Source organism: Ruegeria sp. SAZD011, assembly GCF_059612545.1.
In genome coordinates this window covers 49,170-73,216 of sequence record NZ_JBXWQU010000041.1, presented here as the reverse complement: position 1 = coordinate 73,216, position 24,047 = coordinate 49,170, and the positions used below count along the sequence as shown (strand labels likewise).

24 protein-coding genes and 2 pseudogenes are annotated in these 24,047 nt (G+C 59.7%); 9 read left to right on the top strand and 17 right to left on the bottom strand.

The features are described from left to right. Positions 1 to 232: 232 nt before the first annotated feature. Complete coding sequence (locus tag AC2FLM_RS20905; protein ID WP_496859826.1) at positions 233 to 1,879, top strand: tetratricopeptide repeat protein; 1,647 nt, start codon at positions 233 to 235, stop codon at positions 1,877 to 1,879. A gap of 214 nt (positions 1,880 to 2,093) precedes the next feature. Here the strand turns inward: AC2FLM_RS20905 and AC2FLM_RS20900 are convergent, their stop codons facing one another. After that, complete coding sequence (locus tag AC2FLM_RS20900; protein ID WP_496859825.1) at positions 2,094 to 3,638, bottom strand: alanine/glycine:cation symporter family protein; 1,545 nt, start codon at positions 3,636 to 3,638, stop codon at positions 2,094 to 2,096. A gap of 23 nt (positions 3,639 to 3,661) precedes the next feature. Further along, complete coding sequence (locus tag AC2FLM_RS20895) at positions 3,662 to 4,096, bottom strand: universal stress protein (RefSeq protein ID WP_234136350.1); 435 nt, start codon at positions 4,094 to 4,096, stop codon at positions 3,662 to 3,664. Positions 4,097 to 4,242: 146 nt separating this feature from the next. Here AC2FLM_RS20895 and AC2FLM_RS20890 point away from each other — a divergent pair, with 146 nt between their 5' ends. Then, positions 4,243 to 4,698, top strand: coding sequence for an Lrp/AsnC family transcriptional regulator (locus tag AC2FLM_RS20890; RefSeq protein ID WP_234166270.1), 456 nt, complete (start codon positions 4,243 to 4,245; stop codon positions 4,696 to 4,698). Between the two features lie 12 nt (positions 4,699 to 4,710). On the opposite strand, the gene AC2FLM_RS20885 is transcribed toward AC2FLM_RS20890, so the two are convergent. Both AC2FLM_RS20885 and dusA read right to left on the bottom strand, forming a co-directional pair. Continuing rightward, positions 4,711 to 5,127: a VOC family protein gene (locus AC2FLM_RS20885; protein WP_496859824.1), complete on the bottom strand. Its 417-nt coding sequence runs from the start codon at positions 5,125 to 5,127 to the stop codon at positions 4,711 to 4,713. A gap of 31 nt (positions 5,128 to 5,158) precedes the next feature. Continuing rightward, positions 5,159 to 6,136 (bottom strand): tRNA dihydrouridine(20/20a) synthase DusA, encoded by a 978-nt coding sequence (dusA, locus tag AC2FLM_RS20880; RefSeq protein WP_496859823.1) that lies wholly within the window; start codon positions 6,134 to 6,136, stop codon positions 5,159 to 5,161. Positions 6,137 to 6,638: 502 nt separating this feature from the next. On the opposite strand from dusA, the gene AC2FLM_RS20875 reads away from it, so the two are divergent. Further along, the gene (locus AC2FLM_RS20875; protein WP_496859822.1) at positions 6,639 to 6,947 is read left to right on the top strand and encodes a hypothetical protein; all 309 of its coding nucleotides are present in this window, start codon (positions 6,639 to 6,641) and stop codon (positions 6,945 to 6,947) included. Here AC2FLM_RS20875 and AC2FLM_RS20870 read toward each other — a convergent pair. After that, the gene (locus tag AC2FLM_RS20870; RefSeq protein WP_496859821.1) at positions 6,934 to 7,404 is read right to left on the bottom strand and encodes a hypothetical protein; all 471 of its coding nucleotides are present in this window, start codon (positions 7,402 to 7,404) and stop codon (positions 6,934 to 6,936) included. The two genes, AC2FLM_RS20875 and AC2FLM_RS20870, sit on opposite strands and share 14 nt — an antisense overlap. Positions 7,405 to 7,613: 209 nt before the next feature. On the opposite strand from AC2FLM_RS20870, the pseudogene AC2FLM_RS20865 reads away from it, so the two are divergent. Both AC2FLM_RS20865 and AC2FLM_RS20860 read left to right on the top strand, forming a co-directional pair. Beyond that, positions 7,614 to 8,039 (top strand): annotated as a pseudogene (locus AC2FLM_RS20865) (DUF932 domain-containing protein); the annotation flags it as partial. Between the two features lie 243 nt (positions 8,040 to 8,282). Further along, positions 8,283 to 8,408, top strand: a pseudogene (locus tag AC2FLM_RS20860) (hypothetical protein); the annotation flags it as partial. A gap of 242 nt (positions 8,409 to 8,650) precedes the next feature. Here the strand turns inward: AC2FLM_RS20860 and AC2FLM_RS20855 are convergent. Further along, a complete protein-coding gene (locus AC2FLM_RS20855; protein WP_496859820.1) occupies positions 8,651 to 9,085 on the bottom strand; it encodes a MarR family winged helix-turn-helix transcriptional regulator in 435 nt (144 codons plus the stop codon). A 138-nt stretch (positions 9,086 to 9,223) separates the two neighbouring features. Between AC2FLM_RS20855 and AC2FLM_RS20850 the strand changes: the two genes are divergently transcribed. Continuing rightward, positions 9,224 to 11,155: an FAD-binding monooxygenase gene (locus AC2FLM_RS20850; protein ID WP_496859819.1), complete on the top strand. Its 1,932-nt coding sequence runs from the start codon at positions 9,224 to 9,226 to the stop codon at positions 11,153 to 11,155. A gap of 57 nt (positions 11,156 to 11,212) precedes the next feature. Here AC2FLM_RS20850 and AC2FLM_RS20845 read toward each other — a convergent pair whose 3' ends face one another. From AC2FLM_RS20845 to AC2FLM_RS20810, 8 genes are all read right to left on the bottom strand, one after another. After that, complete coding sequence (locus tag AC2FLM_RS20845; RefSeq protein WP_496859818.1) at positions 11,213 to 13,480, bottom strand: NADP-dependent malic enzyme; 2,268 nt, start codon at positions 13,478 to 13,480, stop codon at positions 11,213 to 11,215. A gap of 82 nt (positions 13,481 to 13,562) precedes the next feature. After that, positions 13,563 to 14,816 (bottom strand): benzoate/H(+) symporter BenE family transporter, encoded by a 1,254-nt coding sequence (locus AC2FLM_RS20840; protein ID WP_496859817.1) that lies wholly within the window; start codon positions 14,814 to 14,816, stop codon positions 13,563 to 13,565. Next, positions 14,764 to 15,387: a 3-oxoacid CoA-transferase subunit B gene (locus AC2FLM_RS20835; RefSeq protein WP_496859816.1), complete on the bottom strand. Its 624-nt coding sequence runs from the start codon at positions 15,385 to 15,387 to the stop codon at positions 14,764 to 14,766. The genes AC2FLM_RS20840 and AC2FLM_RS20835 overlap by 53 nt, the downstream gene beginning before the upstream one ends. Further along, positions 15,387 to 16,091, bottom strand: a complete 705-nt coding sequence (locus AC2FLM_RS20830) for a CoA transferase subunit A (protein WP_496859815.1) — start codon at positions 16,089 to 16,091, stop codon at positions 15,387 to 15,389. Before AC2FLM_RS20830 ends, AC2FLM_RS20835 begins: the two co-directional genes overlap by 1 nt. Continuing rightward, positions 16,088 to 16,948 (bottom strand): 3-oxoadipate:acetyl-CoA acetyltransferase, encoded by an 861-nt coding sequence (locus tag AC2FLM_RS20825; RefSeq protein ID WP_234222108.1) that lies wholly within the window; start codon positions 16,946 to 16,948, stop codon positions 16,088 to 16,090. Before AC2FLM_RS20825 ends, AC2FLM_RS20830 begins: the two co-directional genes overlap by 4 nt. A gap of 8 nt (positions 16,949 to 16,956) precedes the next feature. Next, a complete protein-coding gene (locus tag AC2FLM_RS20820) occupies positions 16,957 to 17,151 on the bottom strand; it encodes a hypothetical protein (RefSeq protein ID WP_496859814.1) in 195 nt (64 codons plus the stop codon). Positions 17,152 to 17,181: 30 nt separating this feature from the next. Beyond that, positions 17,182 to 18,039, bottom strand: a complete 858-nt coding sequence (locus AC2FLM_RS20815; RefSeq protein ID WP_496859813.1) for an alpha/beta fold hydrolase — start codon at positions 18,037 to 18,039, stop codon at positions 17,182 to 17,184. Further along, complete coding sequence (locus tag AC2FLM_RS20810) at positions 18,036 to 18,584, bottom strand: hypothetical protein (protein ID WP_496859812.1); 549 nt, start codon at positions 18,582 to 18,584, stop codon at positions 18,036 to 18,038. Before AC2FLM_RS20810 ends, AC2FLM_RS20815 begins: the two co-directional genes overlap by 4 nt. Before the next feature lie 98 nt (positions 18,585 to 18,682). Between AC2FLM_RS20810 and AC2FLM_RS20805 the strand changes: the two genes are divergently transcribed. The 3 genes from AC2FLM_RS20805 (at position 18,683) to AC2FLM_RS20795 (ending at position 21,578) form a co-directional block, all read left to right on the top strand. Then, positions 18,683 to 19,558 carry a dioxygenase family protein gene (locus AC2FLM_RS20805; protein WP_496803322.1) on the top strand — a complete coding sequence of 292 codons (876 nt, stop codon included), beginning with the start codon at positions 18,683 to 18,685 and terminating at the stop codon, positions 19,556 to 19,558. Between the two features lie 153 nt (positions 19,559 to 19,711). After that, positions 19,712 to 20,509, top strand: a complete 798-nt coding sequence (locus AC2FLM_RS20800; protein WP_496859811.1) for a methyltransferase domain-containing protein — start codon at positions 19,712 to 19,714, stop codon at positions 20,507 to 20,509. 166 nt (positions 20,510 to 20,675) lie between these two features. Then, positions 20,676 to 21,578 carry a LysR family transcriptional regulator gene (locus AC2FLM_RS20795; protein ID WP_234222112.1) on the top strand — a complete coding sequence of 301 codons (903 nt, stop codon included), beginning with the start codon at positions 20,676 to 20,678 and terminating at the stop codon, positions 21,576 to 21,578. 33 nt (positions 21,579 to 21,611) lie between these two features. On the opposite strand, the gene AC2FLM_RS20790 is transcribed toward AC2FLM_RS20795, so the two are convergent. Genes AC2FLM_RS20790 through AC2FLM_RS20780 form a run of 3 tightly spaced genes read right to left on the bottom strand, consistent with a single transcriptional unit; the run spans position 21,612 to position 24,043 of the window. Further along, positions 21,612 to 22,310 carry an ABC transporter ATP-binding protein gene (locus tag AC2FLM_RS20790; RefSeq protein ID WP_496859810.1) on the bottom strand — a complete coding sequence of 233 codons (699 nt, stop codon included), beginning with the start codon at positions 22,308 to 22,310 and terminating at the stop codon, positions 21,612 to 21,614. Continuing rightward, the gene (locus AC2FLM_RS20785) at positions 22,303 to 23,046 is read right to left on the bottom strand and encodes an ABC transporter ATP-binding protein (RefSeq protein WP_234222114.1); all 744 of its coding nucleotides are present in this window, start codon (positions 23,044 to 23,046) and stop codon (positions 22,303 to 22,305) included. The genes AC2FLM_RS20790 and AC2FLM_RS20785 overlap by 8 nt, the downstream gene beginning before the upstream one ends. Further along, positions 23,039 to 24,043: a branched-chain amino acid ABC transporter permease gene (locus tag AC2FLM_RS20780; RefSeq protein ID WP_496859809.1), complete on the bottom strand. Its 1,005-nt coding sequence runs from the start codon at positions 24,041 to 24,043 to the stop codon at positions 23,039 to 23,041. The genes AC2FLM_RS20785 and AC2FLM_RS20780 overlap by 8 nt, the downstream gene beginning before the upstream one ends. Positions 24,044 to 24,047: the final 4 nt, after the last annotated feature.

Below are 24,047 nucleotides of genomic sequence, written 5' to 3'. Positions count from 1 at the left end.
TTGGCAAGGAAAAGCGGTCTTGTAGGACAAGTGCGCGTGTCCAACGTCACATGAAGTTGACCTTCACGTCGTCAGCCGACCTTGAATATGCAGCAAAATGGAGAACGGCAGATCAGCGTCCGAAGCAACCAGTATCTTGAGCCTATGCCCATATGGAAACCCGTTTGCACCGTCCCTTTGGAAACGAGCGCTTCCGTCGTATGGTTAAACAATTGGATGGAAGGATAGTGCCATGGAATATTACGAACTCGGGAGCTACTCCCGGAAAGTGACAACAAGGTCTGATGCAGCCCAGCGTTGGTTTGATCGGGGTTTGGCCTGGACATACGCCTATAACCACGAAGAGGCGATCATTTGTTTTCAGAATGCCGTGGCTGAAGATCCGGGCTGCGCTATGGCGCACTGGGGCATCGCCTACTGTATCGGGCCAAACTACAACAAGCCTTGGGAGGCGTTTGAAGATGAGGAAAAGCCTGACTGCCTAAGACTGGCGAAGTCGTCCATCGGTTCAGCCATGGCGCTGCTCAACCAGCTAACACCGGTTGAGCGCGCTCTGATCGAAGCCATCCCGGCGCGCTACCCCACATCATCGGATATCGAGGATTTCAGCCCTTGGAATGATGCGTTCGCCGATGCGATGCGAAAAGTTCATGCCCAATTCGGTCAGGATCTCGATGTGTGCGCCATATTTGCCGAGGCGATCATGAACCGGACACCCTGGCAGCTTTGGGATCTCCCGACAGGGAAACCGGCGGATGGGGCCGACACGCTTGAAGCCATCGCGTTGCTCGACAAAGCTTTTGCCTCGCTTCCCGGCGCATGGCAGCACGCTGGACTGTTACACATGTACATTCATCTGATGGAGATGTCGCCGCATCCCGAGCGGGCGCTTCGTCATGGGGATGCACTGAGCACTTTGGTACCCGATGCCGGACACCTGCTCCATATGCCGACCCATGTCGACGTCTTGTGTGGAGATTACATGAACGTGGTGCTACGCAATCATGCGGCGATTGTGGCAGACCGGAAATTCCTCGAGCGCGAAGGACCGGACAACTTCTACTCCGTCTATCGGTGCCACAACTATCACTTCAAGATCTACGGTGCGATGTTCCTGGGGCAGCCCACAGCTGCACTGGAAACGGCCGAAGAACTCATCGACACCTTGCCATCGGAAACTCTTCGCCCTATGGCCGACTGGTTTGAAGGCTTCGTCCCCATGAAACAGCATGTGCTGATCAGATTTGGACGGTGGCAAGATATTCTGGATCAGGATCTGCCAAAGGATGAAGAGCTCTATTGCGTAACGAGCGCCATGATGCGCTATGCGCGCACGGTTGCGTTGGCCAACCTGCACAGGATCGAGGAGGCCGAGCAAGAAAAGGCGGAGTTCTATGAGGCGTTGGCGCGGGTCCCCGAAAGCCGCATGCTGTTTAACAACACGTGTCGTGACATTCTCAAGGTCGCCGAACAAATGATGCTGGGTGAACTCGCCTATCACAAGGGAGAGCACGAAACCGCTTTTGATCATCTGCGCAAATCTGTGGAGATCGACGACAACCTCCCCTACGACGAGCCCTGGGGATGGATGCAGCCCACCCGCCACGCGCTCGGTGCCTTGCTCCTTGAACAGGGCCAGATGGAGGAGGCAGAGGCGGTATATCGCGCCGACCTTGGCCTGGACACCACGCTCAGCCGAGCATGCCAGCATCCGGGAAATGTGTGGAGCCTGCACGGACTTCACGAATGCCTCACCCGGCGTGGCGAAACGGTTGAGGCCGCCCACATCAAGCTGCAGCTGGACAAGGCGGCGGCTCGATCCGAGGTGCCCATCAAGGCATCCTGTTATTGTCGGCAGAAAGCATTGGCGGCGGAATAATCCCTGCCAAAGGCAGAGCTCTGGTCATTCACAACGTTCGCATCTCCTGCCAAGGCAGACTTTTGAGACGATGGGCTGACGATCGGATCATCGGGCCGGGACAGCTGCGCGCCACAATGCCCCCCGACAGGCAAAAGGCCCGCTCAGGTCAATTACCTTTTCTCCAACGCAAAAGGGCGAGGTTTCCCCCGCCCTTTTCATTTAGTTCTTGGTCTTAGCTAAACTTCTTGATCTCGCCCGACTTGAGCCGCGACAGGTAGGAGTCGAGCTCTTTCTTGACGATCGGCATCAGCAGATAGAGTGCGATGATGTTGACAACCGCCATGGCAAAGATCGCCGCATCCGAGAAGTCGATGACCGGGCCCAGGCTGGCCGACGCGCCGATCACCACGAAGATGCAGAAGATCACCTTGAACACCAGTTCCTTGGTCTGGCCTTCGCCGAACAGGAAGGTCCAGGCCTTGAGGCCGTAATAGGACCAGCTGATCATGGTCGAGAAGGCAAATAGGATCACCGCGATGGCCAGGATGTACTTGAAGAACGGGAAGGCCGAGGAGAAGGCCGCCGAAGTCAGAGCCACGCCCTTGTTGCCGTCCACGGTCTGGATGGTGCTTGCGCCCTCGTCCAGCAGATAGAGGCCGGTATTGGGATCGCTGACCAACTGACCGGTGATGATGATCACCAGCGCAGTCATGGTGCAGATCACCACGGTGTCGATGAACGGCTCCAGCAGCGACACGAAGCCTTCGGTGATCGGCTCCTTGGTGCGCACCGCCGAGTGGGCGATGGCCGCCGAACCCACGCCCGCCTCGTTCGAGAAGGCGGCCCGCTTGAAGCCCTGGATCAGCGCGCCGACCATGCCACCGGCAATGCCCAGCCCGGTAAAGGCGCCGGCAAAGATCTGGCCGAATGCCCAGCCGATCATGTCCGCGTTCATCAGGATGATGACCAGCGCGGTGGCCACATAGAGCACGCCCATGAACGGCACGACCTTTTCGGTCACGCTGGCGATGGATTTCAGGCCGCCGACGATCACGGCAAAGACGATACCGGCAAAGATCAGACCGGTGATCCAGCCCGGGAACTCACCCACAACATTGGTGATCTGCGCATGCGCCTGGTTGGCCTGGAACATGTTGCCGCCACCAAAGGCGCCCAGGATACAGAAGATCGAGAACAGGATGGCCAGGAACTTGCCCGCCGGAATGCCACGCTCTTCAAAACCCTTGGTCATGTAATACATCGGGCCGCCCGAAACGGTGCCGTCTGCATATTCGTTGCGGTATTTCACACCAAGCGTACATTCGGTGAATTTCGACGCCATGCCCATCAGGCCGGCGAGGATCATCCAGAAGGTCGCGCCCGGACCGCCGATGCCCACGGCAACGGCCACACCGGCGATGTTGCCCAGACCCACGGTACCCGACAGCGCGGTGGCCAGCGCCTGGAAATGGCTGACCTCGCCCGCGTCATTGGGGTCGGAATAGTCGCCCTTGACCAGCGAGATGGAATGCGGAAACGCCCGGAACTGGATGAACCCGAAATAGAGCGTGAACACCGTGGCGGCGATCACCAGCCACATCACGATCCAGGGAAAGGAAGTGCCGGGAAAGGGGCTGAAGATGAAATTGACGAACCAGCCGGTCGAGCTGGCGAAGATCTGATTGACCTTCTCGTCGATGGACTGGGCCAGGACCGGTGCCGCGCTCAGCATGGCCATCGGCGCGGCCAGTGCCGCGGCTTTGGTGGTTGTGTTCATGATATCCCTCGTCTGTTGGCCGTTTACGGCACGATCGTGCAGGGCACGGGGGCGCATTGTGCGAGCGTTCCGGCAACCGAGCCGAAAACACGCGCGGCCAGGCCGCTTTCACCCTGACGTGCGATGAAGATTTGTGCCGCACCGCTCTTGGTGGCGATGTCACACAGCGTGTCGGCGACCTGCCCGTAGCGGATCGCGGTCTCGACCTCGACGCCGCTGCTGGCCAGTTCCGCCTTGAGCGGGGCCAGGATCGCGGTTTCGGCGCGCGCCATTTCCTCGGCGCGGCGCTTGTGGCGCTCTTCGATCTCGGTCGGTGTCAGGAACGAGTAGGGCGACCATTCCAGAACATGTGCGACGATGATCGAGGCTCCGCCAGCCTTCGCCCGCTCCATGGCGAAGTCGAGCGCCCTGCGGGACGCCGCGCTGCCGTCGTAGCCGACGACGAATTTGGTTGTCATGTCTTCCTCCCTGGGAATGCTGCGCGTCTTTCTGACGCACTTGTAAAGTACACCACAGATCAGGCGATTTGTTTCGAAAATTCCTTGTCAGTCGGAAAATTTTCGGAAAAAATCCTAATCTGAATGATGAAGTGAGAAAATTTCCGATGGATAGCCTAGACAAGAAGATTCTTTCCGTCTTGCAGCAGGACGGCCAGATCTCGATGTCGGCCCTGTCCGAGCGGATCGGGCTGTCGTTATCGGCGTGTCACCGGCGCGTCAAGCTGATGGAGGCAGAGGGCATCATCCGCAACTATGCTGCCCAGATCGACCGCCAGACCGTGGGGCTGGAGGTGCAGGTCTTTATCGAGGTGAAACTGAATTCGCAACGGCGCGAGGACCTGGAAGCCTTTGAAAAGGCGATCCTGTCGATGCCCGAGATCCTGGAATGTCACATGATCACCGGCGAGTTTGATTTCCTGATCCGGGTCTGTGTGCATTCCCCCGCCGATTACGAGGCGCTTTACCGCAGCTCGCTGTCGGCCATCCCGGCAGTATCTCAGATGAAGACGCTGCTCAGCCTGTCGACGGTCAAGGAGTTTCGCGGCTATCACCTGCGCTGACGCCTCCGGGCGTTACCCGTCCCGTCCGGGGTCCGCCGGATTGCTGGAAAACAGCGCGATCTTATTGCCCTGCGGATCGCGCAGATAGCTCACATAGAATTGCGGTCCGTAATCGGGGCGAAACCCCGGTTGCCCTTCATCCCGACCGCCAGCGGCAAGGGCCGCGGCATGCAGCGCCCGCACCTGAGCCTGATTGCGCGCCTCAAAGGCGACCATGGCCCCGTTACCCGCCGAGGCCGCACCACCGTCAAAGGGGGGTTTGACGTAGAAATCCGGAAAGACAGGGACCTGTCCCGGCGCCACCGGCAGCGCATAGCTGAGACCCTCGGGCCCCTCTTTCAGACCATAGCCCAGCGCCGGCAGGAAGGCCGAATAGAACCGTTTCGCGGCAGCGATGTCATCGGCGCCAACGGTGACATAGGCAATCATTGCATCCTCCCTTTTCCCAAGGTCGCGGCGCTTACCCGGTGACCTGTTCCAGCGCCGCCTCGACCAGTTCCGGCCCGGCGCCCGGGCGCACCGCGCCCTCGGACAGCATCCGCCGCCAGCCGCGCGCACCGGGACGTCCGGCAAACAGGCCCAGCATGTGCCGGGTTACCTGATGCAGCCGCCCGCCCGAGGCCAGATGCGCCTCGATATAGGGCAGCATGTCACGCGCCACCGTCACCGGGTCGCTGGCCTCGCCTGTGCCATAGATCAGCGGATCGGCCTGGCACAGGATATCGGCGGGCTGGTGATAGGCCGCCCGCCCGATCATCACCCCATCCAGCCCTGCATCCAGATGCGCCCGCGCCGCCGCAAGCGTATCGATGCCGCCGTTGATCGAGATATGCATCTCGGGAAAGCGCGCCTTCATCCGGTGCACCAGATCGTAATCGAGCGGCGGAATATCCCGGTTCTCCTTGGGGCTCAGCCCCTGCAACCAGGCCTTGCGCGCATGGATGATGACCCGCTGGCACCCGGCCCCGGCGATCTGCTCCAGAAAGTCGGGCAGCACGGTCTCGGGGTCCTGCTCGTCGACCCCGATCCGGCATTTGACCGTCACCTCGACATCGACCGCCGCGCGCATCGCCGACACACATTCGGCCACCAGCCCGGGATGTTTCATCAGCACCGCGCCAAATGTCCCCGATTGCACCCGATCCGAGGGACAGCCGCAGTTGAGATTGATCTCGTCATACCCCGCCTCGGCCCCCAGCCGCGCCGCCTGCGCCAGTTCCTTGGGGTCCGAGCCGCCCAGTTGCAGGGCCACCGGGTGTTCTTCAGGACTGTACTCCAGCAGATGAAGCGCCCCCCCGCGCACCAGGGCCGGCGCGGTCACCATCTCGGTATAAAGCAACACCTCGCGGCTCAGCAGCCGGTGCAGGTAGCGGCAATGCCGGTCCGTCCAGTCCATCATAGGGGCCGTAGACAATCTAGCGTGTTGATTTATTTGCATTTTTTGTGTATCTTCAAACTGTTGGCGGCGGATGCTGCTACGCTGGAATACGCCCCAATATCCCCGAATTTTCCCCTTTACGACGACTCATTGCACACACAGCGCACACGAAAATGGCCTCCATCACCAAGCTCCTCCGGTGCCTGACCTGCGTCCAGATCAGACCAAAGGGCGGCTCACACGAGCGAGACGTGCCTTTGCCGTAACGACGCCGCACGCTCACGCCCGCCAGGCGGAGACCCGGGTCGATCAAGGGCTGGCGCCGAACGCGTCGTCCGTCTCCCGCCTCCAGACCTTTGGCGACCTCATCGAGGTGTCTATAGCCGATATGTGAGAGGTAAGGAAACCACCGCGTCGTGAGCCAAGGCCGCCACGCTCTCGACGCCCAAGCGCGATCCCAGCAAGGAGAAGGTCGGGCACCTCGACCGGCAAAAGCTGATCGACTGTGGCAAGATGCGCAAAGCAAGGTACGGGCCTGGTCACGCTCGGGATCGATATCGACGTGATCAAGATGATCATCCCCCACGCTGCAGCCGTGCACGGGCTCGACATCTCGCCGGAACCCGTCGGTCTGGCGCGCGTCGCGCTCAAGCGTCTCGGGCTGATCGGCAAGGGCACGGAGCGGGATCGGCGCCCCACCATCGATGAGTTGAACCGCCTCTTCCGTTGCTTTGATGATAACGAACGACTGACCTTGCCGATCACGCGGATCGTGAAGTTCGCGGTGGCCACGGCCATGCGGCTCGACGAGATCTGCCGCGTCGAATGGACCGATCTCGACGTCGACCGCCGCATCCCTAGGGGCTATTGAACGTGACCTCGGTGCCAATCTCCTCATGGATCACACTGCGAACAATAAACTTCCTACCATCGAAATCTTCGGTCTCCAGTATGTTGAAGCGATACGCACCTGGTTGCACCACGGTCCAGCTACTTGTTTGACCAAACAGGATTTCCCGGGCTACCGTTGGGAGATTGTCCAATGGACAAGTAACGACAGTCACGGGCGGCATGGCAACTCCAGTAGCGAGCCAAAGATGACCGATGGCATTTTTTCTAGCAACGATCTCCAGTGCATTTTTGTCTGGCTCAAGCGCAACGCGAACCTCTGGACCGCTGTTGTCGACAACCAGCGCGCCATCAAGCCTGTCTTGCAGCTTCCGATTGCTCTCCAATATGTTGCCTAGACGTGAGAGCGGTTTTTCGTCGTCCCAATGGAGCCCTCCGAGCAGGGCCGCGACGTAATCCTCACTCGGAGAAAATGCCATGTTGCAATCGCTGCAAACCCGAACCGTTTTCAAGTTCGCCGGGTACGGCTTGTTCAATAGGCATTTCGAAGGAACATGGTCCCGAGTGCTTGAAGCCCCAGTGATGGCCTTATTGCAATGAATACAGTATTTGCTCGAAAATTGCCCACCATTCCGATGCGCGCCGATCCTAGCGTCAGAAGACCGGATTCTCCACCCTCGGGCGTGATATCAGCGGCGGCTACAAGGTGGATGCGTCGCGCGGCACGAACGTGGACCGCGTTTCGTCCGAATGGTTCTCGCGGCCGGATGACGAGCGGTATCTGTCGCTCGACGATCTCTTTTCATCCCTATTAGGCCGAGCGGAGCGGAGCCGGACGCGCACGGTGGAGAGCGCGGCGATCCGGGTCGAGGCCAATCGCGAAGATCCGGAGAACCTGGGCCCTGTCCTGCCGGGTGCGGATGAACCGATCGCGCCGACGCATTGGTCCTTCGGCCAACTCTCGAGCCTCGTCGGCGCGCCCGCGGCCTATCTGCGGCAACTGCCCGCGCCGCTGGCGGGGATCAACCTGCAGTACGGTCTGACCAACCACCGGGCCGAGCAAATCAAGACGATGGAAGTCGCAGATGGCCGCACGGAACTGCGCGCCGTGAGCCACCACAGACCGAGGAAGACATCGCCCAAGAGCTTCGCCTCCCCGTCCGCGTCATGGTCACGCGCGACCTGATCCTCGAGCCTTTGGGAGAAGTAAGATGACAAAGCTGAAGCTTGGCCCGATCCATGACGACAAGCCGGTCAAGCAGCCGTCGAACTCCCCGTCGATGTGCACCGCGATCTCTGCGACTAAGCGGCGGTCCTCGGCCAACAGACCGGACAGAACCTTGAGCCCGCCCGCCTCGTTGCCCCCATGCTCGACCGCTTCATGTCAACGGAACGCAGGTTCGCCGCAGCGCGCAAGACGGGATCGAGGGCGAACCACAAGAAGCCAGACCCATCGAAGCCACTGGATACCGATCAGGGCTAAGTATTTGTGAAATCGAAAGTCTTTTGGCAGATCGCATTGCACACGGATCGCCCTACCCACCTCAGGTTGCTAGGGAGTCGATCCGATCCTCCATTTCGGTGACGACTTCGACGCAGTCTTCCGTCGCGTCACATCGACCAATACTGCGGGTCGGCTTCGCCTATGGGCCGCCATACGGCTGCTGAACCACTTGGATTCAATGTTGCATTCAGTGCATTTGGAGATCGGCAACCGTTAGACAGCTATGCAGATGTTTCAGCAGCTCTGATCGCCTTGGTGGCCAGCCTTATGAACTGGTCCTGCTCCTCCGGTCCGAGACCCGAAAGTATTTCCGCCTGAAGCTCCTTTACGATCGGCAATATCGCGTCATAGGCCTTTGCCCCATCGTTTGTGAGCCTGACCTCTCGTGCACGCCGATCCGTTTTGCTGACGGACCGCTCGACAAAGCCCTTTTGTTCCAGCCGGTCGATGACGCCACCGATTGTCGCCTTGTCATACGCTATTCTTGCCGCAACGCTTGCCTGATCCAGTCCAGGGGTCGCACCGATGGCATCGAGTGCCGCGAACTGAACCGGAGTAAGGTCGTATCCTGCCGCTTGCATACGGTGCATGAACACTTGGGTCGACAACTGGTTCAATCGGCGGATCAAATGCCCAGCCATGCCAAAGACGTTCATACCTGATATCCTGAGTGTGTTTTTCGGTTCCAGTCACTTTGTATTATACCTGGAAAGGTATGTATACATACCTTTTTCATGCGATATAGTAAGTGTAAATACTATACGCAAACCGCAGCACGAATCCTGGAGAAAACAATGCAGTACTATGTGGACGGGTTCCGGCCCGGCGATCCGGACGTCAAGGCCCCTGCCCCAGGTCGAGAGCAACCACATGGCGGTGCTATCCCGGCAGCTGTTGATGTCCTGATTGCCGGCTGCGGGCCTGCCGGGCTTTGCCTTGCGGCGCAGCTGGCGGGCTTTCCCGAGATCACGACGATGATAGTCGAGCCCAAGCATGGCCCCATGGAAAAAGGCCAGGCCGATGGCGTGAATGTGCGGTCGATGGAGATGTTCCAGGCCTTCGGATTTGCCGACAAGGTAAAGCGCGAGGCCTACTGGGTGAACCAGACCACGTTCTGGAAACCCGATCCCTTGAACACCGATCACATCACGCGTGTCGGAATCGCGCAGGACGTGGCGGACGATCAGTCAGAGATGCCGCACACCATCGTCAATCAGGCGCGCATTCACCAGCTTTTCCTCGACGTGATGAAGAATTCCCCGACCCGGTTGGAGCCGCACTATGGACTGCGGGTCGTGGACTTCGCAATCGACACAGGCACAGCGGATCATCCCGTAACCGTCACACTGGAACGCGTTCAGGCAGATGGCAGTCCGGGTGACACGATGACCGTGCGCGCGAATTATGTCGTTGGGTGCGACGGGGCCCGCAGCACTGTGCGCAAGGCGATTGGCGGCAAACTGCATGGCGACGCGGCGCATCAGGCGTGGGGCGTGATGGATATTCTCGCCAATTCGGATTTTCCGGACCTGCGCCGCAAATGCCTGATCCAATCCGCCAAGGAAGGTAACGTGCTGATCATCCCGCGCGAAGGCGGCTACCTGTTTCGGATGTATGTCGAGCTGGACAAGCTCAACCCCGACGAACGCGTCGCGAACCGGAACCTGACCTCCGATCATATCATCGCCGCGGCGAACCGGATCATGCGCCCCTACACCATCGACGTGAAAGAGGTGGTCTGGTGGTCGATCTACGAAATCGGCCACCGCCTGACCGACAAGTTCGACGACGTGCCCGAGGGCGAGACAACCGCGCGCAATCCAAGGGTTTTCACCGCCGGGGACGCCTGCCACACCCACAGCCCCAAAGCGGGTCAGGGTATGAATGTCTCCATGGGCGATACCTTCAACCTCGGCTGGAAACTGGCCCATGTCCTTACGGGCCGCGCCGATGCGAGCCTGCTGCACAGCTATTCCGCCGAACGGCTGGAAGAGGCCAGGCGCCTGGTCGAGACCGATCACAAATGGGCCCGCATCATGAGCGCACCACCGGGCGAATCCGAGTTGGACGGCACCGACATGCCGCGCTTTCAGAAACAGTTCATCGAGAACCTCGAATTCACCGGTGGCCTTGCCGTCCGATACGATCCGTCACGCATCATCGCGGGTTCGACACATCAAAGCCTTGCGGCGGGCCAGATCCTCGGAAAACGCTTCCACTCTGCCCCGGTACTGCGGCTGTCGGACGTCAAACCCCTGCACCTCGGGCATGTAGCCGAGGCAGACGGACGCTGGCGCCTCTATGCCTTTGCCGGACAAGACGACGTAGGCACCAAGGGCGGCGCGATCGAACGGCTGTGCGGCTGGCTGGAAAGCGACCCCGCCTCGCCCATTCAGAGGTTCACGCGCAAGGATGAAGATATCGACGCCCTGTTCGACCTGCGCGCAGTGTTCCAACAAGATTTCAAATCTCTGAGCTACGAGAAGATGCCTTCGCTGCTGCGGCCCGCGAAGGGGCACTACGGGTTGCGCGATTTCGAGAAAGTCTTCTGTGTCGATCACAAGTTGGGCGACGACATCTACGACATGCGCGGGATCGACCGAGCGAGCGGCTGTCTGATCATCGTGCGTCCCGATCAGTATGTCGCGCATGTCCTGCCATTGGATGCATTCGACGCGCTGTCTGCCTTTTTCAACGGAATACTCACGCCTGAAGAGCACCCATAGACAGCCAAGGCGCTGCATCGGCATAGATCTCTCGGCAATTCGAGGCTCAGCGTCAGGCTACATCTGCGATCCCGCAGCATCGACGGCAGCCAAGGCTGTCAGGTTCAAAAGCCCGCGCACGCTGACGGATTGCGAGGCAATGTGGACAGGCCGTGCGGCACCGATCAGAATCGGTCCGACAGATACCCCTTCGCCCATTTCACGCAGAAGGTTCAATGCGATATGCGCCGCATCCGCATTGGGCATCACGAGAAGGTTGGCAGAACCCGTCAATGGCGAATGCGCGTAGGCACGCTTGCGTTGCATGGGGTCCAGCGCTGCTCCGACGTGCATCTCGCCATCAATTTCGAATTCGACAGCGCGGGCGCGCAACAATTCGAGTGCCTGACGCATCTTTGCCGACGACAGGCTTGGACGATCGCCGAAATTTGCGTGACTAACCAGCGCGACACGTGGCGTCATGCCCATCTTGCGCACGGCTTCTGCCGACAGCGTCGCGATGTCCGCAACGTCCTCTGCGGTCGGGTCGAGGTTCGCATATGCATCGGCAATGAAAATCGTGCCTTTGGGCATAACCAAAGCATTCAGCGTGGAGAGCGCGCGCACGCCTTCCTTGCGACCGATAATGTGTTCAACCATGTCGAGTTGATGACCGAACCGCCCCCCGGTTCCGCAAATGACCGCATCCACCTTGCCATGAGCGAGAAGCAAGTTGGCCAGAACGGTCCGGTCGTTCCTGACCCAGCGATCCGCTTCGACAGGGCTTATCCCGTTCCTTCCAATCCGCTTGTGCAGATCTTCCGACAAGGTGGTGCGGTCCATCTTGTGCGGGTCCACGACCTCAATATCCTCACCCACTGCAAGGGCGAGCCCGAGGTCTTTGATCTTTGCCTCGATCCGCTCCACCGATCCGATGAGGACGGGTTTGGCGATGCCCTGTCGAATGGCCTGATCTGCGCAATGCAAGACCCGTTCTTCGACACCTTCGGCAAAGGCAACCCGCACAGGGTTGCGCATGGCCAGATCAAACACCGGTTTCATCAGAAAACCTGACCGGAAGACGTGTTGGCGCAGCTGCTCTCGGTAAGCCCCCAGATCTTCGATTGGCCGTGTCGCCACACCACTCTTTTCGGCCGCTTCGGCAACCAGCGGTGCGATCTCCATGATCAGGCGTGGATCGAATGGTTTGGGGATAATGTAATCCGGTCCGAATTTCAGCTTGTCGATGCCATATGCTGCAAGGACCGTATGTGGCGCTGCCTTGCGGGTCATTTCGGCGATGCCCAGCGCACAGGCCCGCTTCATCTCTTCGTTGATCTCGGTCGCGCCACAGTCAAGCGCGCCGCGGAAGATGAAGGGAAAGCACAGGACGTTGTTGACCTGGTTGGGGTAATCGCTGCGCCCTGTCGCAATGATGGCGTCGTCGCGCACTTCCCGCACCAATTCCGGGCGTATCTCCGGCTCGGGGTTGGCCATGGCGAAGATGATCGGTTTGGCCGCCATGCTGGCAACCATTTCCTTGCTGACCGCACCTGCAACCGACAGACCAAGGAAGATGTCGCTGGCAACCATGGCCTCGGCCAGCGAACGCGCGCTGGTCCTGGCGGCATAGGCGCCCTTGTACTGATCGAGATTATCGCGATCTGTGTGGATTGGCCCCTTGCTGTCGCAAACGATGATGTTGTCCTTCGACGCCCCGAAGCTGACCAGCAGGTCAAGACAGGCCAGCGAAGCGGCACCTGCCCCATTGGCCACGATCCGCACGTCTTCAATCTTCTTTCCAACCAGGATCAGGGCGTTCAGGATCCCTGCTGCGGTAACGATGGCCGTGCCGTGCTGATCGTCATGGAATACGGGGATGCCCATGCGTTCCTTCAGCGCCTTCTCGATGACAAAGCATTCGGGGGCCTTGATATCCTCAAGGTTGATGCCGCCAAAACTCGGCTCCAGACGCGCGACGACTTCGATGAACTGGGTCGGATCGGTTTCATCGACCTCAAGATCAACGCAATCGAGACCTGAAAACTTCTTGAAAAGCGCTGCTTTGCCTTCCATCACCGGCTTCGACGCCAGCGCGCCGATATTGCCGAGACCCAGGACCGCAGTGCCATTCGAGATCACCGCAACGGTATGTGAACGACCGGTGTACAAAGCCGCAGTACTCGGGTCGGCAGCGATCTCTTCACATGGAAAGGCAACACCGGGACTGTAAGCCAGTGCCAGATCGTGCTGGGTGGTCATGGGCTTTGTCGGCAGGGTCTGCATCTTTCCGGCAGGCCCCCGCGAGTGATAATTCAGCGCTTCTGTTTTCAGATCGGTCGTCATGGTTTTTCCTTGTCCAGGCGGTTTGGCAGGACGTCTGTTCGCCTCTCCATCACCAGCCGTCATATGATGAATGTGCAAATTCTCAGGTGTCTGTGCCGCCCGAAAACAACGCCGCAGACCTGCTCAGAAAGTGGACGGCGATCCCAATGACCACACCCCAGAACGCCGACCCGATCCCGAACAGGGATACACCTGAGGCCGTGAACAGAAACGTGAGCAGCCCGGCCTGAGCATCGTCAGACGCCAGCATCGCACCGGTGAATTTCAGGATGGGTTGCAAGAGCGCGAGACCAGCCAGAAGGGCAATCAGGGCAGTCGGCAAAAGCACCAGAACTTCGACGATGGTTCCTGCGAACAGGCCGCCAAGACAGAAGAAGACGCCACAGGCGATGCCGGCGACGTAACGGCGATCGGGGTCTTCATGACTGTCTGATCCCGCACAGAAGGCTGCCGTGATCGAGGCCAGAGCGGTTGTGACACCGCCCAGCAGCGCGGCCAGGACAGAGACAAGACCGCCAACGATCAGGATCGGATTCGCCGAAAGCTGAAAGCCATTGGCCCTCAGGATCGCCATGCCCGGAAGGTATTGGCCACTCAGTGTTGTGAGGAGCAAAGGCAATGCCAAGCTCAGCATGGCCCCCGCCGAAAAGACCGCTCCGCTGACTTCGAGGGACGCGAAAGCCACGCCCACGGTTCCAATCGAGGCATCGTAGAAGACGGCGCTGATCAACAGCGCCGAGACCAGCAGGACCAACACGGAATAACGGGGAAAGACCGTCGCGCAAACGGCGAAGACGACGATCAGCAGCGCAATCGCGGCGGGGTCGGTTGCCAATCCTCCGGCGGCCTTCAGGCCGAACCCGAAAAGGATGCCAGCCATCATCCCATTGGTCACCGAAGGCGGCAGGAGTTGTACAAGGCGTTCGAATACGCCGGAAACGCCGATGAGGACCAGAACCGCCGCCACGGCGATGTAGGCGCCGACCATCTCGGCGGGTGACAGGGATGTCCCGAGAGAGATCAGAAGGACCGTGCCAGGGGCCGACCATGCCATCGCGACCGGAACCCGGAACCACAGGCTCAGCCCGATGCTTGACAGGCCAGCTGCCACGGAAATTGCGAAGACCCAGGACGAAAATCCGTCCTTGGAAACCCCCATGGCTTCAGCCGCGCTGAGATAGATCAGGAGAGGACCTGCATAGGACACAAGGACAGCAAGGAAACCGGCCCCGATTGCGGAGCCGGAGATGTCGCTCAGGCGCAGCCCTTGATATCCGGCCGCGTCAGACAATCGTTGCCTCGGTCGCCTTGATGATATCCTCGCGGGTGACGCCATCGGCGCATTCGACGATGTGAAGACCTTTTTCGGTCACGTCCAGCACGCCAAGATTCGTGATGATGCGGTCGACCACGCCCTTGCCGGTCAGCGGCAGGGTGCATTCCTTCAGTACCTTGCTGTCGCCGTGCTTGTTGGTGTGATCCATGACAACAACGACACGGCCGACACCCGCGACAAGGTCCATCGCACCGCCCATGCCCTTGACCAGCTTGCCGGGGATCATCCAGTTGGCAAGATCCCCCTTTTCAGACACTTCCATCGCACCCAGGACTGCCGCGGCGATCTTGCCGCCGCGGATCATCGCGAAAGACGTGGCACTGTCGAAATAGCTGGTGCGCGCAAGCTCCGTGATCGTCTGCTTGCCGGCATTGATCAGGTCGGGGTCCTCTTCGCCCTCATAGGGGAACGGGCCCATTCCAAGCATGCCGTTTTCGGACTGCAAGGTGATGTCCTTGTCACCCACGTAATTGGCAACTAGAGTCGGAATGCCGATCCCGAGGTTCACATACATACCGTCTTCGAGTTCCTCTGCGGCACGTGCCGCCATCTGATTGCGATCCCAGGGCATTATGCTTCCTCCCGCTTGCGAACAGTGCGCTGTTCGATGCGTTTCTCGTGGTTCCCCTGGATCAGACGGTGCACGTAGATTCCCGGTAGATGGATGTGATCCGGGTCGATCGAGCCGCGCGGCACGATCTCCTCGACCTCGGCCACGCAGACCTTGCCGCACATCGCCGCAGGCGGATTGAAGTTGCGCGCGGTCTTGCGGAAAATCAGGTTGCCAGTGTCATCGGCTTTCCACGCCTTGACGATGGAAAGGTCGGCAAAGATGCCCTCTTCGAGGATGTACTCTTTGCCGTTGAATTCTTTGACTTCCTTACCCTCGGCAATCTGGGTGCCAACCCCGGTCTGGGTGTAGAAACCCGGGATACCCGCGCCGCCGGCGCGCATGCGCTCGGCCAGCGTGCCTTGGGGGTTGAATTCCAGCTCCAGTTCTCCGCTCAGATACTGGCGCATGAACTCGGCATTTTCGCCCACGTAGGACGACATCATCTTCTTGATCTGGCGGGTGGCGAGCAACTTGCCGAGACCAAAGTCATCGACACCCGCATTGTTCGAAGCGACGGTCAGGTCTTTCACGCCGCTTGCCACAATGGCGTCGATCAGAAGTTCCGGAATGCCACAGAGGCCAAAGCCCCCGGCTGCGACCAGCATCCCGTCATGCAGAAGGCCATCAAGAGCCTCGGCGGCAGAATTGTACACCTTTTTCATGCTGCGCGTCCTTTCGAGGCATTCTCGGGAAGGCGCAGTCCAAGAATGCGACGCGCCTCTTGCCAACTCGCCACCGGGCGATCGTTCCTGTCGCAGATTTCAACGGCCCGGCGCACCAGGGCTGCGTTGCTGGGAGCGAGCGTGTCGCGATCCAGTCGCACGTTGTCTTCCAGCCCGGTGCGGGCATGACCGCCCGCGGCGATGGCCCATTCATTCAGTTTGAGCTGATTGGCACCAATGCCCGCGGCGCACCATGGGGCGTCGTCCCCGAAGAGGCGTTTCACGGTGTGGATGTAATAGTCGAACACGTCCCGATCGACCGGCATCGCGTTTTTCACGCCCATCACGAACTGGATGTAAGGCGTACCCGCAAGCTGACCCTTGTCCGCCATATCCTTGGCTTTCAGGATATGGCTGAGGTCAAAGGCTTCGATTTCCGGTTTGACGTCATAGCTCAGCATTTCGCTGGCCAGCCAGTCGACCAGATCAGGCGGGTTCTCGTAAACGCGGGTCGGAAAGTTGTTCGATCCGACGGACAGGGAGGCCATGTCGGGCGACAGCGGCAACATCCCGCCGCGCGTCTGACCGGCACCCGACCGGCCACCGGTCGAGAACTGGATGATCATGCCGGGGCAGTGTTTCTCGATCCCCTCCTTCAGCGCGGCGAACTTCTCCGGATCGGAAGACGGGGATTGATCATCGTTGCGCACATGGGCGTGCACGATGGTGGCCCCGGCCTCAAAGGCCTCCTGGGTCGATTCCACTTGTTCTGATACCGTGATCGGAACGGCGGGGTTGTTGGCTTTCGTCGGCAAACTGCCCGTGATCGCCACGCAGATAATACAGGGATTGGTCATGAGTTCACTTATCCGTTGGACGCGACCGGACGGAGGCCAGCATGTCCGGGTTCAGGTTTCAGAAAGGATAGATCGAACAGTGCCGGACGCTTGCGCGATGCCTCGATGGCCTTGCGCTCGTCATCGATGAAGAACATCCAGGTCGCGTCGACTTTCTCGTGTTTCTTGCATCCGGGGCACGGGGTTTTCGCGTTCTTGCACATGGCTCCTCCTCCTGCGCAGGGGTTGATCTGTCACGCAGCTTTCGCTGTCGGGCTTGGCATCTTTTCCAGTGCGTCGACAAAGAACGGACGGAACCCTTCGGGGTGTTCGCTCATCGGGAAGTGGCCGAGTTCGTCCATGACCGCCAGCGTGGCGCCGGGAATAGCCTTTGCCGTGCGCTCGGCATCCTCCGGGGTGCAGGTGAGGTCATAGGCCCCGACGATGATATGCACCGGCGTCGCCGCTGTATCGATGGTCGGCAAACGCGGGATCAGGCTGTCGTCGCGCGTGTAAAAGCTCAGATCGCCGCGGAAAACGCCCGGACCGCTCTGCATGAACATCCAAAGCGTGTTCCAGCGTTCGGAGTTGGGCGCATAAGGCGAGATATTGGCCGACACGAGCGCCGCGCCCATTTCGCCGCCATGGGCGTCGGGACGGTGGAACCAGTCGATATCGTACCAGGCAGGCTGGAAGTCCGAGGCCTCTATCGCAATGAATCCGCTGAATTTTTCCGGGTGAAGCGCTGCGATTTGCAGGGCTATCCGCCCGCCCATCGAACAACCCGCAAGGACCGGGCGATCAAGACCCAGCCCGTCGATGACGGCCAGAACTGTTTCGATATAGGCTTCGGTCGTCAGCAAATATTCCTCTGTCTCGAACCCTTCGGGCGGCAGTGATTTGCCGTGCCACGGCATGTCGAAGGCGATCAGGCGGTACGATGCGGTGATCTCGGCGTCATTCATCAGATGACGCCACTGGCGGGTATCGGCGCCTGCGGTATGTAGGCAGATGACCGGACGCCCCTGCCCTGCCTCTTCGAAATAGATGCGACGCGGGGCACCGCCCACGGAGACGGTGACATAGCGACCGGTGATCGGCTCGATGCTCATGCTGCCAGCTCCTCTTTTGCGCGGGCGAGAGACAGCACTTCCTTGAAGAAGCGCAGGTTTTTGACGAGGCTCAGAATATCGCCGTCGATCCGACCGCGACCGATCTTCACCAGTCCGAAGATGTCGTGAAATCCAGGCTCGGGCCGCATTTCCCAGAACTTGTTCAGCGCTTCGGCATCCGTCCGCAGTGCAAAGCGCCAAGGCGTCTTGCGGCTGGGACCTTCGACCACCGAGACGATGTGCCCCTTTTCGAAGGACAGGTAGAATTCATCGCCACCCACCTCGATAAGCACGGTTTCGGAAAACAGCCGACCGAGGCGCAGCAAATGCGGCGTTGCCTCAAGGCGCTTTTGTATTTGCTTGAAGGTATCGATCACCTTGGCCTCCCATGCGTTCATAAGCTGGGGAATAGCTGCCACGATCGCGGCCCCGTGGGCCATGCCAGCGAGGGTATGGGTCAATACTCTGCCTTGCGACCTTTCGGGAAACGCCAGGTTCGCAAGGGTCGGGTCGCCGTCGGTATCACCCGATACCGCCGCGGGCATTGGGTAAGCGTGGGGATTCGGCAAAGTCTGTGTTGCGACGAGAGGCAGTCATGCAACTCGTGACCGGATATACAGATTGCCAGGAGGAGGATTTACCCATGGGCATCGTCAACCAAGAGAACATCACCGACGTCGTGATCGAGAGCCTCGGCAAACATGGCGACATCACCGACCGCCAGCGCGAACTCGCGACCGGCCTGGTCAAACACCTGCACGCTTTCATCAAGGACGTGAAACTGCAGCACGACGAATTCCTGTTCGTTTGTGACTACCTCGCCCGTGCCGGCAAGCTCTGCAACGACAACCGCCAGGAATTCATCCTGCTGGGCGACATCCTGGGTGTCGAGGTTCTGGTCGACATGATGACCAACCCGGTCGAAGGCAACGAAAGCGAATCCACCGTACTGGGCCCGTTCTATCGCGAGAACCCGCCGGTTCTGCCCAAGGGCGGCTCGACCATCCAGAAGCACTATGACAACGAAGAAACCGCCTATTTCGAAGGCTATATCAAGGATGAAAACGGCAACGGCATCGCCGGCGTGACGCTCGACGTCTGGGAAGACGCGCCGAACGGCATTTACGAAAATCTCGACCCCGATCAGCCGGAATACAACCTGCGCGGCCGGTTCGAGACCGACGAGAACGGCCATTACGCCTTTGTCGCCGTGCGCCCCGTCCCCTACCCGATCCCGGATGATGAAACCGCCGGTGAACTGCTGCGTTTCATGGGCCACCACCCGAACCGCCCCGGCCACATGCACTTCATCATCTCGAAAGACGGCTACCGCCCGCTGATCAGCCAAATCTACGACGCCGACAGCGCATGGCTGGACGAGGACAGCGTGTTCGCGGTCAAGGAAAGCCTGATCGGCAAGTTCAAACCGGCAGCTGCCGATCTGGGCACCGACCTGCATTTCGAGTTCGATTTCGTGCTCAAGACGGCTGCCGACGAAAAGGCGATCGCCGCCGAGTAATCCCCGATACCTCCCTGAAAACTGGCCCCCGCAAGACGGGGGCCTTTTTTCTTGTGGGGTGTTTGGCAGAGGGCGTGTGTTGGCAGTGCGGACATTACTGCCATTAGGTTCAATCCGTGATAAGGCCAATCTGGAAGCTATCGGAGCAGAAAATTGACAAGCGAACCATTCTACAAAGAGCATTGGCGAAGCATCGAACCTGAAAGGATGTCTGCCTATCGGAGTGGTTTCGGTTGGGATAAAGCGGCGGAACAGCTCTACATTCCTGCCGACATCGCTTTAGGACAATCGGTTGCTGATTTCGGATGTGGGCCAGGTAAAGTTTCTGTGGCGCTCGCCAATAAAGTCGGAACGGCTGGACATGTCTACGCAATCGACATCAACGCCGAGTTTCTGAACTTGGTCAAAGAGAATGCCGCTGCCGCCGGTGTCTCGGATCGAGTGACGACCCATTTGAATGATGGCGTCTCCTTGCCAATAGATGACGCCTCGCTTGACCGCGTCACGGCTCGAAACGCCCTCATGTACGTTGACGATCCAGTCAACACATTGGTGGAGTTTTATCGGGTACTTCGCCCCGGCGGACTGGCTCACGTAATCGACGGTGACTGGTACATGATGGTAGCGGAGCCCGTTGCCCATCAGCCTTGGAGAGAGTTCGTCGAAGCCGCATCGCACGCTTGCCGCAATTCGGACATGGGGCGGAAACTATACGTTTCATTCGTGGAAGCTGGCTTTCAGGACGTACGCGTTTCAATCATTGCCAACGCAGATGTTGAGGGGCGGCTGCTCGGCATGATCCGCAATATGGCGAAGTACGCCAAGGAAAGTGGCACGATTGACCACGACGCTGTTGATCACATCGTTTCACAAGTCGAACAAGCACATACCGAAGGGACATACATGGTTGTTTCGCCTCAATTCGTCGTTACCGGAAGAAAGCCCGGCTGAGCCGAACTTCGGTGGGAATGGGCTCAAACCGGTCATTCCCGTGCCCGTGCCAAAACTCCGGCCAAACAGCTCCAGGTCACACCTCCACGCCGCCGCACGGATTGCCCCAGACCCGCTTTCATGACACCCTGACCCGCGCGCATCCGTTCGGGGGAGGACGGCGAAAATGAACTTCAAACAGCTGACCTATTTCATCGCCGTCGCAGAAGAGCTGCATTTCGGGCGCGCCGCAGAACGCCTCGACATGGCGCAACCCCCGCTCAGCCGTCAGATCAAGCAACTTGAGGAAGACCTCGGCGCGATCCTGTTCAACAGGGGCCGGAGCGCGATCACCCTGACACAGGCAGGGGAGCGTTTGCTGAAGCGTGGCAAAACAATCCTCGCAGACCTTGAAGACACGCAACTGGAGGTGCGTCGGCTGGGACAAGGGGCCGAAGGACGGCTCAGGATCGGGTTCGTCGGCTCTGCGACATTCGGAATTCTGCCAAACATCATCAGATCGTACCGGGCAAATTACCCGGACGTGAACCTGAGCCTGGTCCCGATGAACAACGCCGAACTGCACCGGTCCCTGGTGTCACGGGAACTCGACGTCGTATTTGCCCGGCCAACCCTGAAAGACCCTGAGTTCCTGTCAAAGCACCTGGTCGAAGAAAAGCTGATCCTCGCCCTGCCCGATATCGTCGATACGGGCACCCGGACAGTGGCCAAGTTGGAACGGCTTATGACCCATCACTTGATCCTCTACCCCGAACGACCAAGGCCCAGCTATGCGGACATGGTTCTCAAGGCGGTCGAGGATGCGGGGTTTGAGGCGCCGTTGCGTATCTGGTGCATGGATCTGCAAACCGCGCTCAGCCTTGTCGCGGTCGGTGAAGGGGTGTGCATCGTCCCGGAATCCGTCGCGAATGCACCGCGCAAGGGGATGAAGTTTCTCGATATCGAACCCGAGATCGCGCGGACCGAACTGTCGGTGAATTACCGCCTCGATGAACAGGGCGTGCACGTCAAGAATTTCGTCAACATCGCGCAGAAAGTGGCGCGAAAAAGCCCTGTCAAAAAGGGATGAGCGTGCAGGGCGCGTCGGCCCTGCACGCAGGTTTCACACGCCCAGCCAGGTGTGCTGCGCGTCTTCGTCGGCCTTGATCGCCTCGGCATCTCCGGTCCAGACGATCTGCCCCTTACTGACGACGACCACGTCATCGGCAAGCGACGTGGCAAACCCGAAATTCTGCTCGACGATGATCATCGACAGACCCGCCGCTTTCAGCTCTTGCAGCTTGTCGTGGATCAGTTTGACGATAATGGGGGCCAGGCCCTCGGTCGGTTCATCAAGGATCAGCAGCTTTGGGTTCATCAGCAGTCCGCGCGCGATGGCAAGCATCTGCTGTTCGCCACCCGAAAGCTGCGTGCCGCCGTTTTCCATGCGCTCTCCCAGACGCGGAAACAGATCCAGTACCCGCTCCATCGTCCATTCAGGGTTCGAGCCGCCAAACCGCTTGGCCGCAATCTCAAGGTTCTCGCGCACTCTGAGAGACGGAAAGATATCGCGTGTTTCCGGGACATAGGCGATCCCGCTCTTGGCGATGTCAAAGGGTTGCCCCGCGATCGGCTTGCCACCCCACAGGATTTCGCCGGACTTGAGCGGTAAAAGACCCATGATCGTCTTCAGTGTCGTGGACTTGCCGGCACCGTTACGCCCGAGGATGGCCAAGACCCGGCCCGCCTGTGCCTGAAGCGACAGACCGTAGAGGACCTGCGTTTCCCCATACCCGGATTCGATGGCTTTCAGTTCAAGCATCTTCCCAGCTCCCCAGATAGATTTCCTTGAGCAGGCTCGACCCACGCGCTTCTTCCGGCAGCCCGTCAAAGACCACTTCGCCGTAGTTGAGCACCGTGATCGTGTCGGCCACGTCAAAGGCGAGGTCCATGTCATGCTCGATGATCAGCATGGTCAGGTCGCGCGGCAGGCCCGCCAGCAGATCGTGAAAACCTTTGGACATTTCCGGCCCGACACCGCTGGTCGGTTCGTCCATCAACAGAACAAGCGGCCGCGTGGCCAGCGCCACACCGACTTCAAGCTGGCGACGCACGCCATAGCTGATCTCGGACACTTTCGCGTGGATGAACGGCATCAGGTTCACTTGGCTTGCCACCTCCTCGACGATCTCGCGAACCTCGGGTTTTGCCAGGCTGTCCGACCACAGCCGCGTTGCATGGCCCGTGTGCACGGCGGCGGCAAGCCCAAGGTTTTCCTCGACCGTCAGACCATCGAACAACGTGTTCTTCTGATAGCTGCGCGAAAGCCCGCGACGGGCGCGTTTGGCCACAGGAAGTGCCGTGACATCTTCACCGGCGAGATGCACCGATCCGCTATCAGGGGTCAGTTCGCCGACAAGCTGGTTGAACAGCGTTGTCTTGCCCGCCCCGTTCGGCCCCAGGATCACCCGGCGCTCGCCCCGTTCCAGCTTCAACGACACGTTGCGCGTGACGTGGACGGCACCAAAGCTCTTGTCCAGATTACGTGTCTCAAGCATCGGTCAACGCCTCCTCCGGCTCTTGTTTGCGGGTTGCATCAGCCAGGCGGCGGTCGAAAACGCCGCCCCAGCGGGCCTCGATCCAGCCGAAGATGCCATTGGCGCGGCTCATCACGACGGCGATCAGGAGGCCACCGACAATAAGGTGCCAATAGGTCGTGACCGCGCTCAGTTCATGTTTCAGGACGACAAAGGCCGCCGCTCCGATCAGCGGTCCGACAAGCGTTCCAAGCCCACCGAGGATCACCACAACCAGCGCCTCGCCCGAGACGGTCCAACTCAGCAGCCCCGGTGAGATGTACATGATGTGTTGTGCGGCCAGCGCGCCGGTGAGGCCTGCGATCATGCCGGACAGACCGAACACATCGGCCTTGACCCGCCAGACCGTCAGGCCAAGCGCTCGCATCCGCTGTTCATTGTGCATGACTCCGGTGAGCGAGCGGCCAAGACCGGATCGCAGGATCAGCACCGCCGCACCATAGACCGCCCCGAGAATGGCCAGACAGAAGAGTGCAAAGCTGCGGCTGTCGTTCAGATCAACGCCGACGAAGCTCAAATCCAGCCGGGATATGCCGCCCAACCCATCATCGCCGCCAAAGATCGGCGCCTCGAACACGTAGGAATAGGCCATTTGCCCGAAGGCGAGCGTCGCCATGATGAAATAGATACCATGGCTGCGCGACCCGATTGCGCCGATGACCCAGGCCGCCGCGCCGGTCAGCGCAATGCTTCCCGCCATGGCGACGGGCGGCGCGATCCCCGCCTTGGTCGACAGGATCGCATAGGCATAGGCCCCGACCCCCATCAGAGCGCCATGGCAGAGCGAGACCATGCCACCGAAGCCCGCAACGATGTCGAGCGCCAGAACCAGCATGGCAAGGATCAGGATTTCGGTCAGGATCTCCAGACCGAAATATTCGGCCGTGAAAGCCTGGAAGAGGGCACCGGCCGCGAGCAGGACCAGAGCGGTGTAACGAAGCGTGTTGTGGCGAAACATCGTC

Excerpts from the sequence above, each read along its gene's own strand:
- AC2FLM_RS20905 (WP_496859826.1), top strand. The coding sequence starts at position 233 with ATGGAATATTACGAACTCGGGAGCTACTCCCGGAAAGTGACAACAAGG.
- AC2FLM_RS20900 (WP_496859825.1), bottom strand. The coding sequence starts at position 3,638 with ATGAACACAACCACCAAAGCCGCGGCACTGGCCGCGCCGATGGCCATG.
- AC2FLM_RS20895 (WP_234136350.1), bottom strand. The coding sequence starts at position 4,096 with ATGACAACCAAATTCGTCGTCGGCTACGACGGCAGCGCGGCGTCCCGC.
- AC2FLM_RS20890 (WP_234166270.1), top strand. The coding sequence starts at position 4,243 with ATGGATAGCCTAGACAAGAAGATTCTTTCCGTCTTGCAGCAGGACGGC.
- AC2FLM_RS20885 (WP_496859824.1), bottom strand. The coding sequence starts at position 5,127 with ATGATTGCCTATGTCACCGTTGGCGCCGATGACATCGCTGCCGCGAAA.
- dusA (WP_496859823.1), bottom strand. The coding sequence starts at position 6,136 with ATGCAAATAAATCAACACGCTAGATTGTCTACGGCCCCTATGATGGAC.
- AC2FLM_RS20870 (WP_496859821.1), bottom strand. The coding sequence starts at position 7,404 with ATGGCATTTTCTCCGAGTGAGGATTACGTCGCGGCCCTGCTCGGAGGG.
- AC2FLM_RS20855 (WP_496859820.1), bottom strand. The coding sequence starts at position 9,085 with ATGAACGTCTTTGGCATGGCTGGGCATTTGATCCGCCGATTGAACCAG.
- AC2FLM_RS20850 (WP_496859819.1), top strand. The coding sequence starts at position 9,224 with ATGCAGTACTATGTGGACGGGTTCCGGCCCGGCGATCCGGACGTCAAG.
- AC2FLM_RS20845 (WP_496859818.1), bottom strand. The coding sequence starts at position 13,480 with ATGACGACCGATCTGAAAACAGAAGCGCTGAATTATCACTCGCGGGGG.
- AC2FLM_RS20840 (WP_496859817.1), bottom strand. The coding sequence starts at position 14,816 with ATGGCGTCACCCGCGAGGATATCATCAAGGCGACCGAGGCAACGATTG.
- AC2FLM_RS20835 (WP_496859816.1), bottom strand. The coding sequence starts at position 15,387 with ATGCCCTGGGATCGCAATCAGATGGCGGCACGTGCCGCAGAGGAACTC.
- AC2FLM_RS20830 (WP_496859815.1), bottom strand. The coding sequence starts at position 16,091 with ATGAAAAAGGTGTACAATTCTGCCGCCGAGGCTCTTGATGGCCTTCTG.
- AC2FLM_RS20825 (WP_234222108.1), bottom strand. The coding sequence starts at position 16,948 with ATGACCAATCCCTGTATTATCTGCGTGGCGATCACGGGCAGTTTGCCG.
- AC2FLM_RS20820 (WP_496859814.1), bottom strand. The coding sequence starts at position 17,151 with ATGTGCAAGAACGCGAAAACCCCGTGCCCCGGATGCAAGAAACACGAG.
- AC2FLM_RS20815 (WP_496859813.1), bottom strand. The coding sequence starts at position 18,039 with ATGAGCATCGAGCCGATCACCGGTCGCTATGTCACCGTCTCCGTGGGC.
- AC2FLM_RS20810 (WP_496859812.1), bottom strand. The coding sequence starts at position 18,584 with ATGCCCGCGGCGGTATCGGGTGATACCGACGGCGACCCGACCCTTGCG.
- AC2FLM_RS20805 (WP_496803322.1), top strand. The coding sequence starts at position 18,683 with ATGGGCATCGTCAACCAAGAGAACATCACCGACGTCGTGATCGAGAGC.
- AC2FLM_RS20795 (WP_234222112.1), top strand. The coding sequence starts at position 20,676 with ATGAACTTCAAACAGCTGACCTATTTCATCGCCGTCGCAGAAGAGCTG.
- AC2FLM_RS20790 (WP_496859810.1), bottom strand. The coding sequence starts at position 22,310 with ATGCTTGAACTGAAAGCCATCGAATCCGGGTATGGGGAAACGCAGGTC.
- AC2FLM_RS20785 (WP_234222114.1), bottom strand. The coding sequence starts at position 23,046 with ATGCTTGAGACACGTAATCTGGACAAGAGCTTTGGTGCCGTCCACGTC.
- AC2FLM_RS20780 (WP_496859809.1), bottom strand. The coding sequence starts at position 24,043 with ATGTTTCGCCACAACACGCTTCGTTACACCGCTCTGGTCCTGCTCGCG.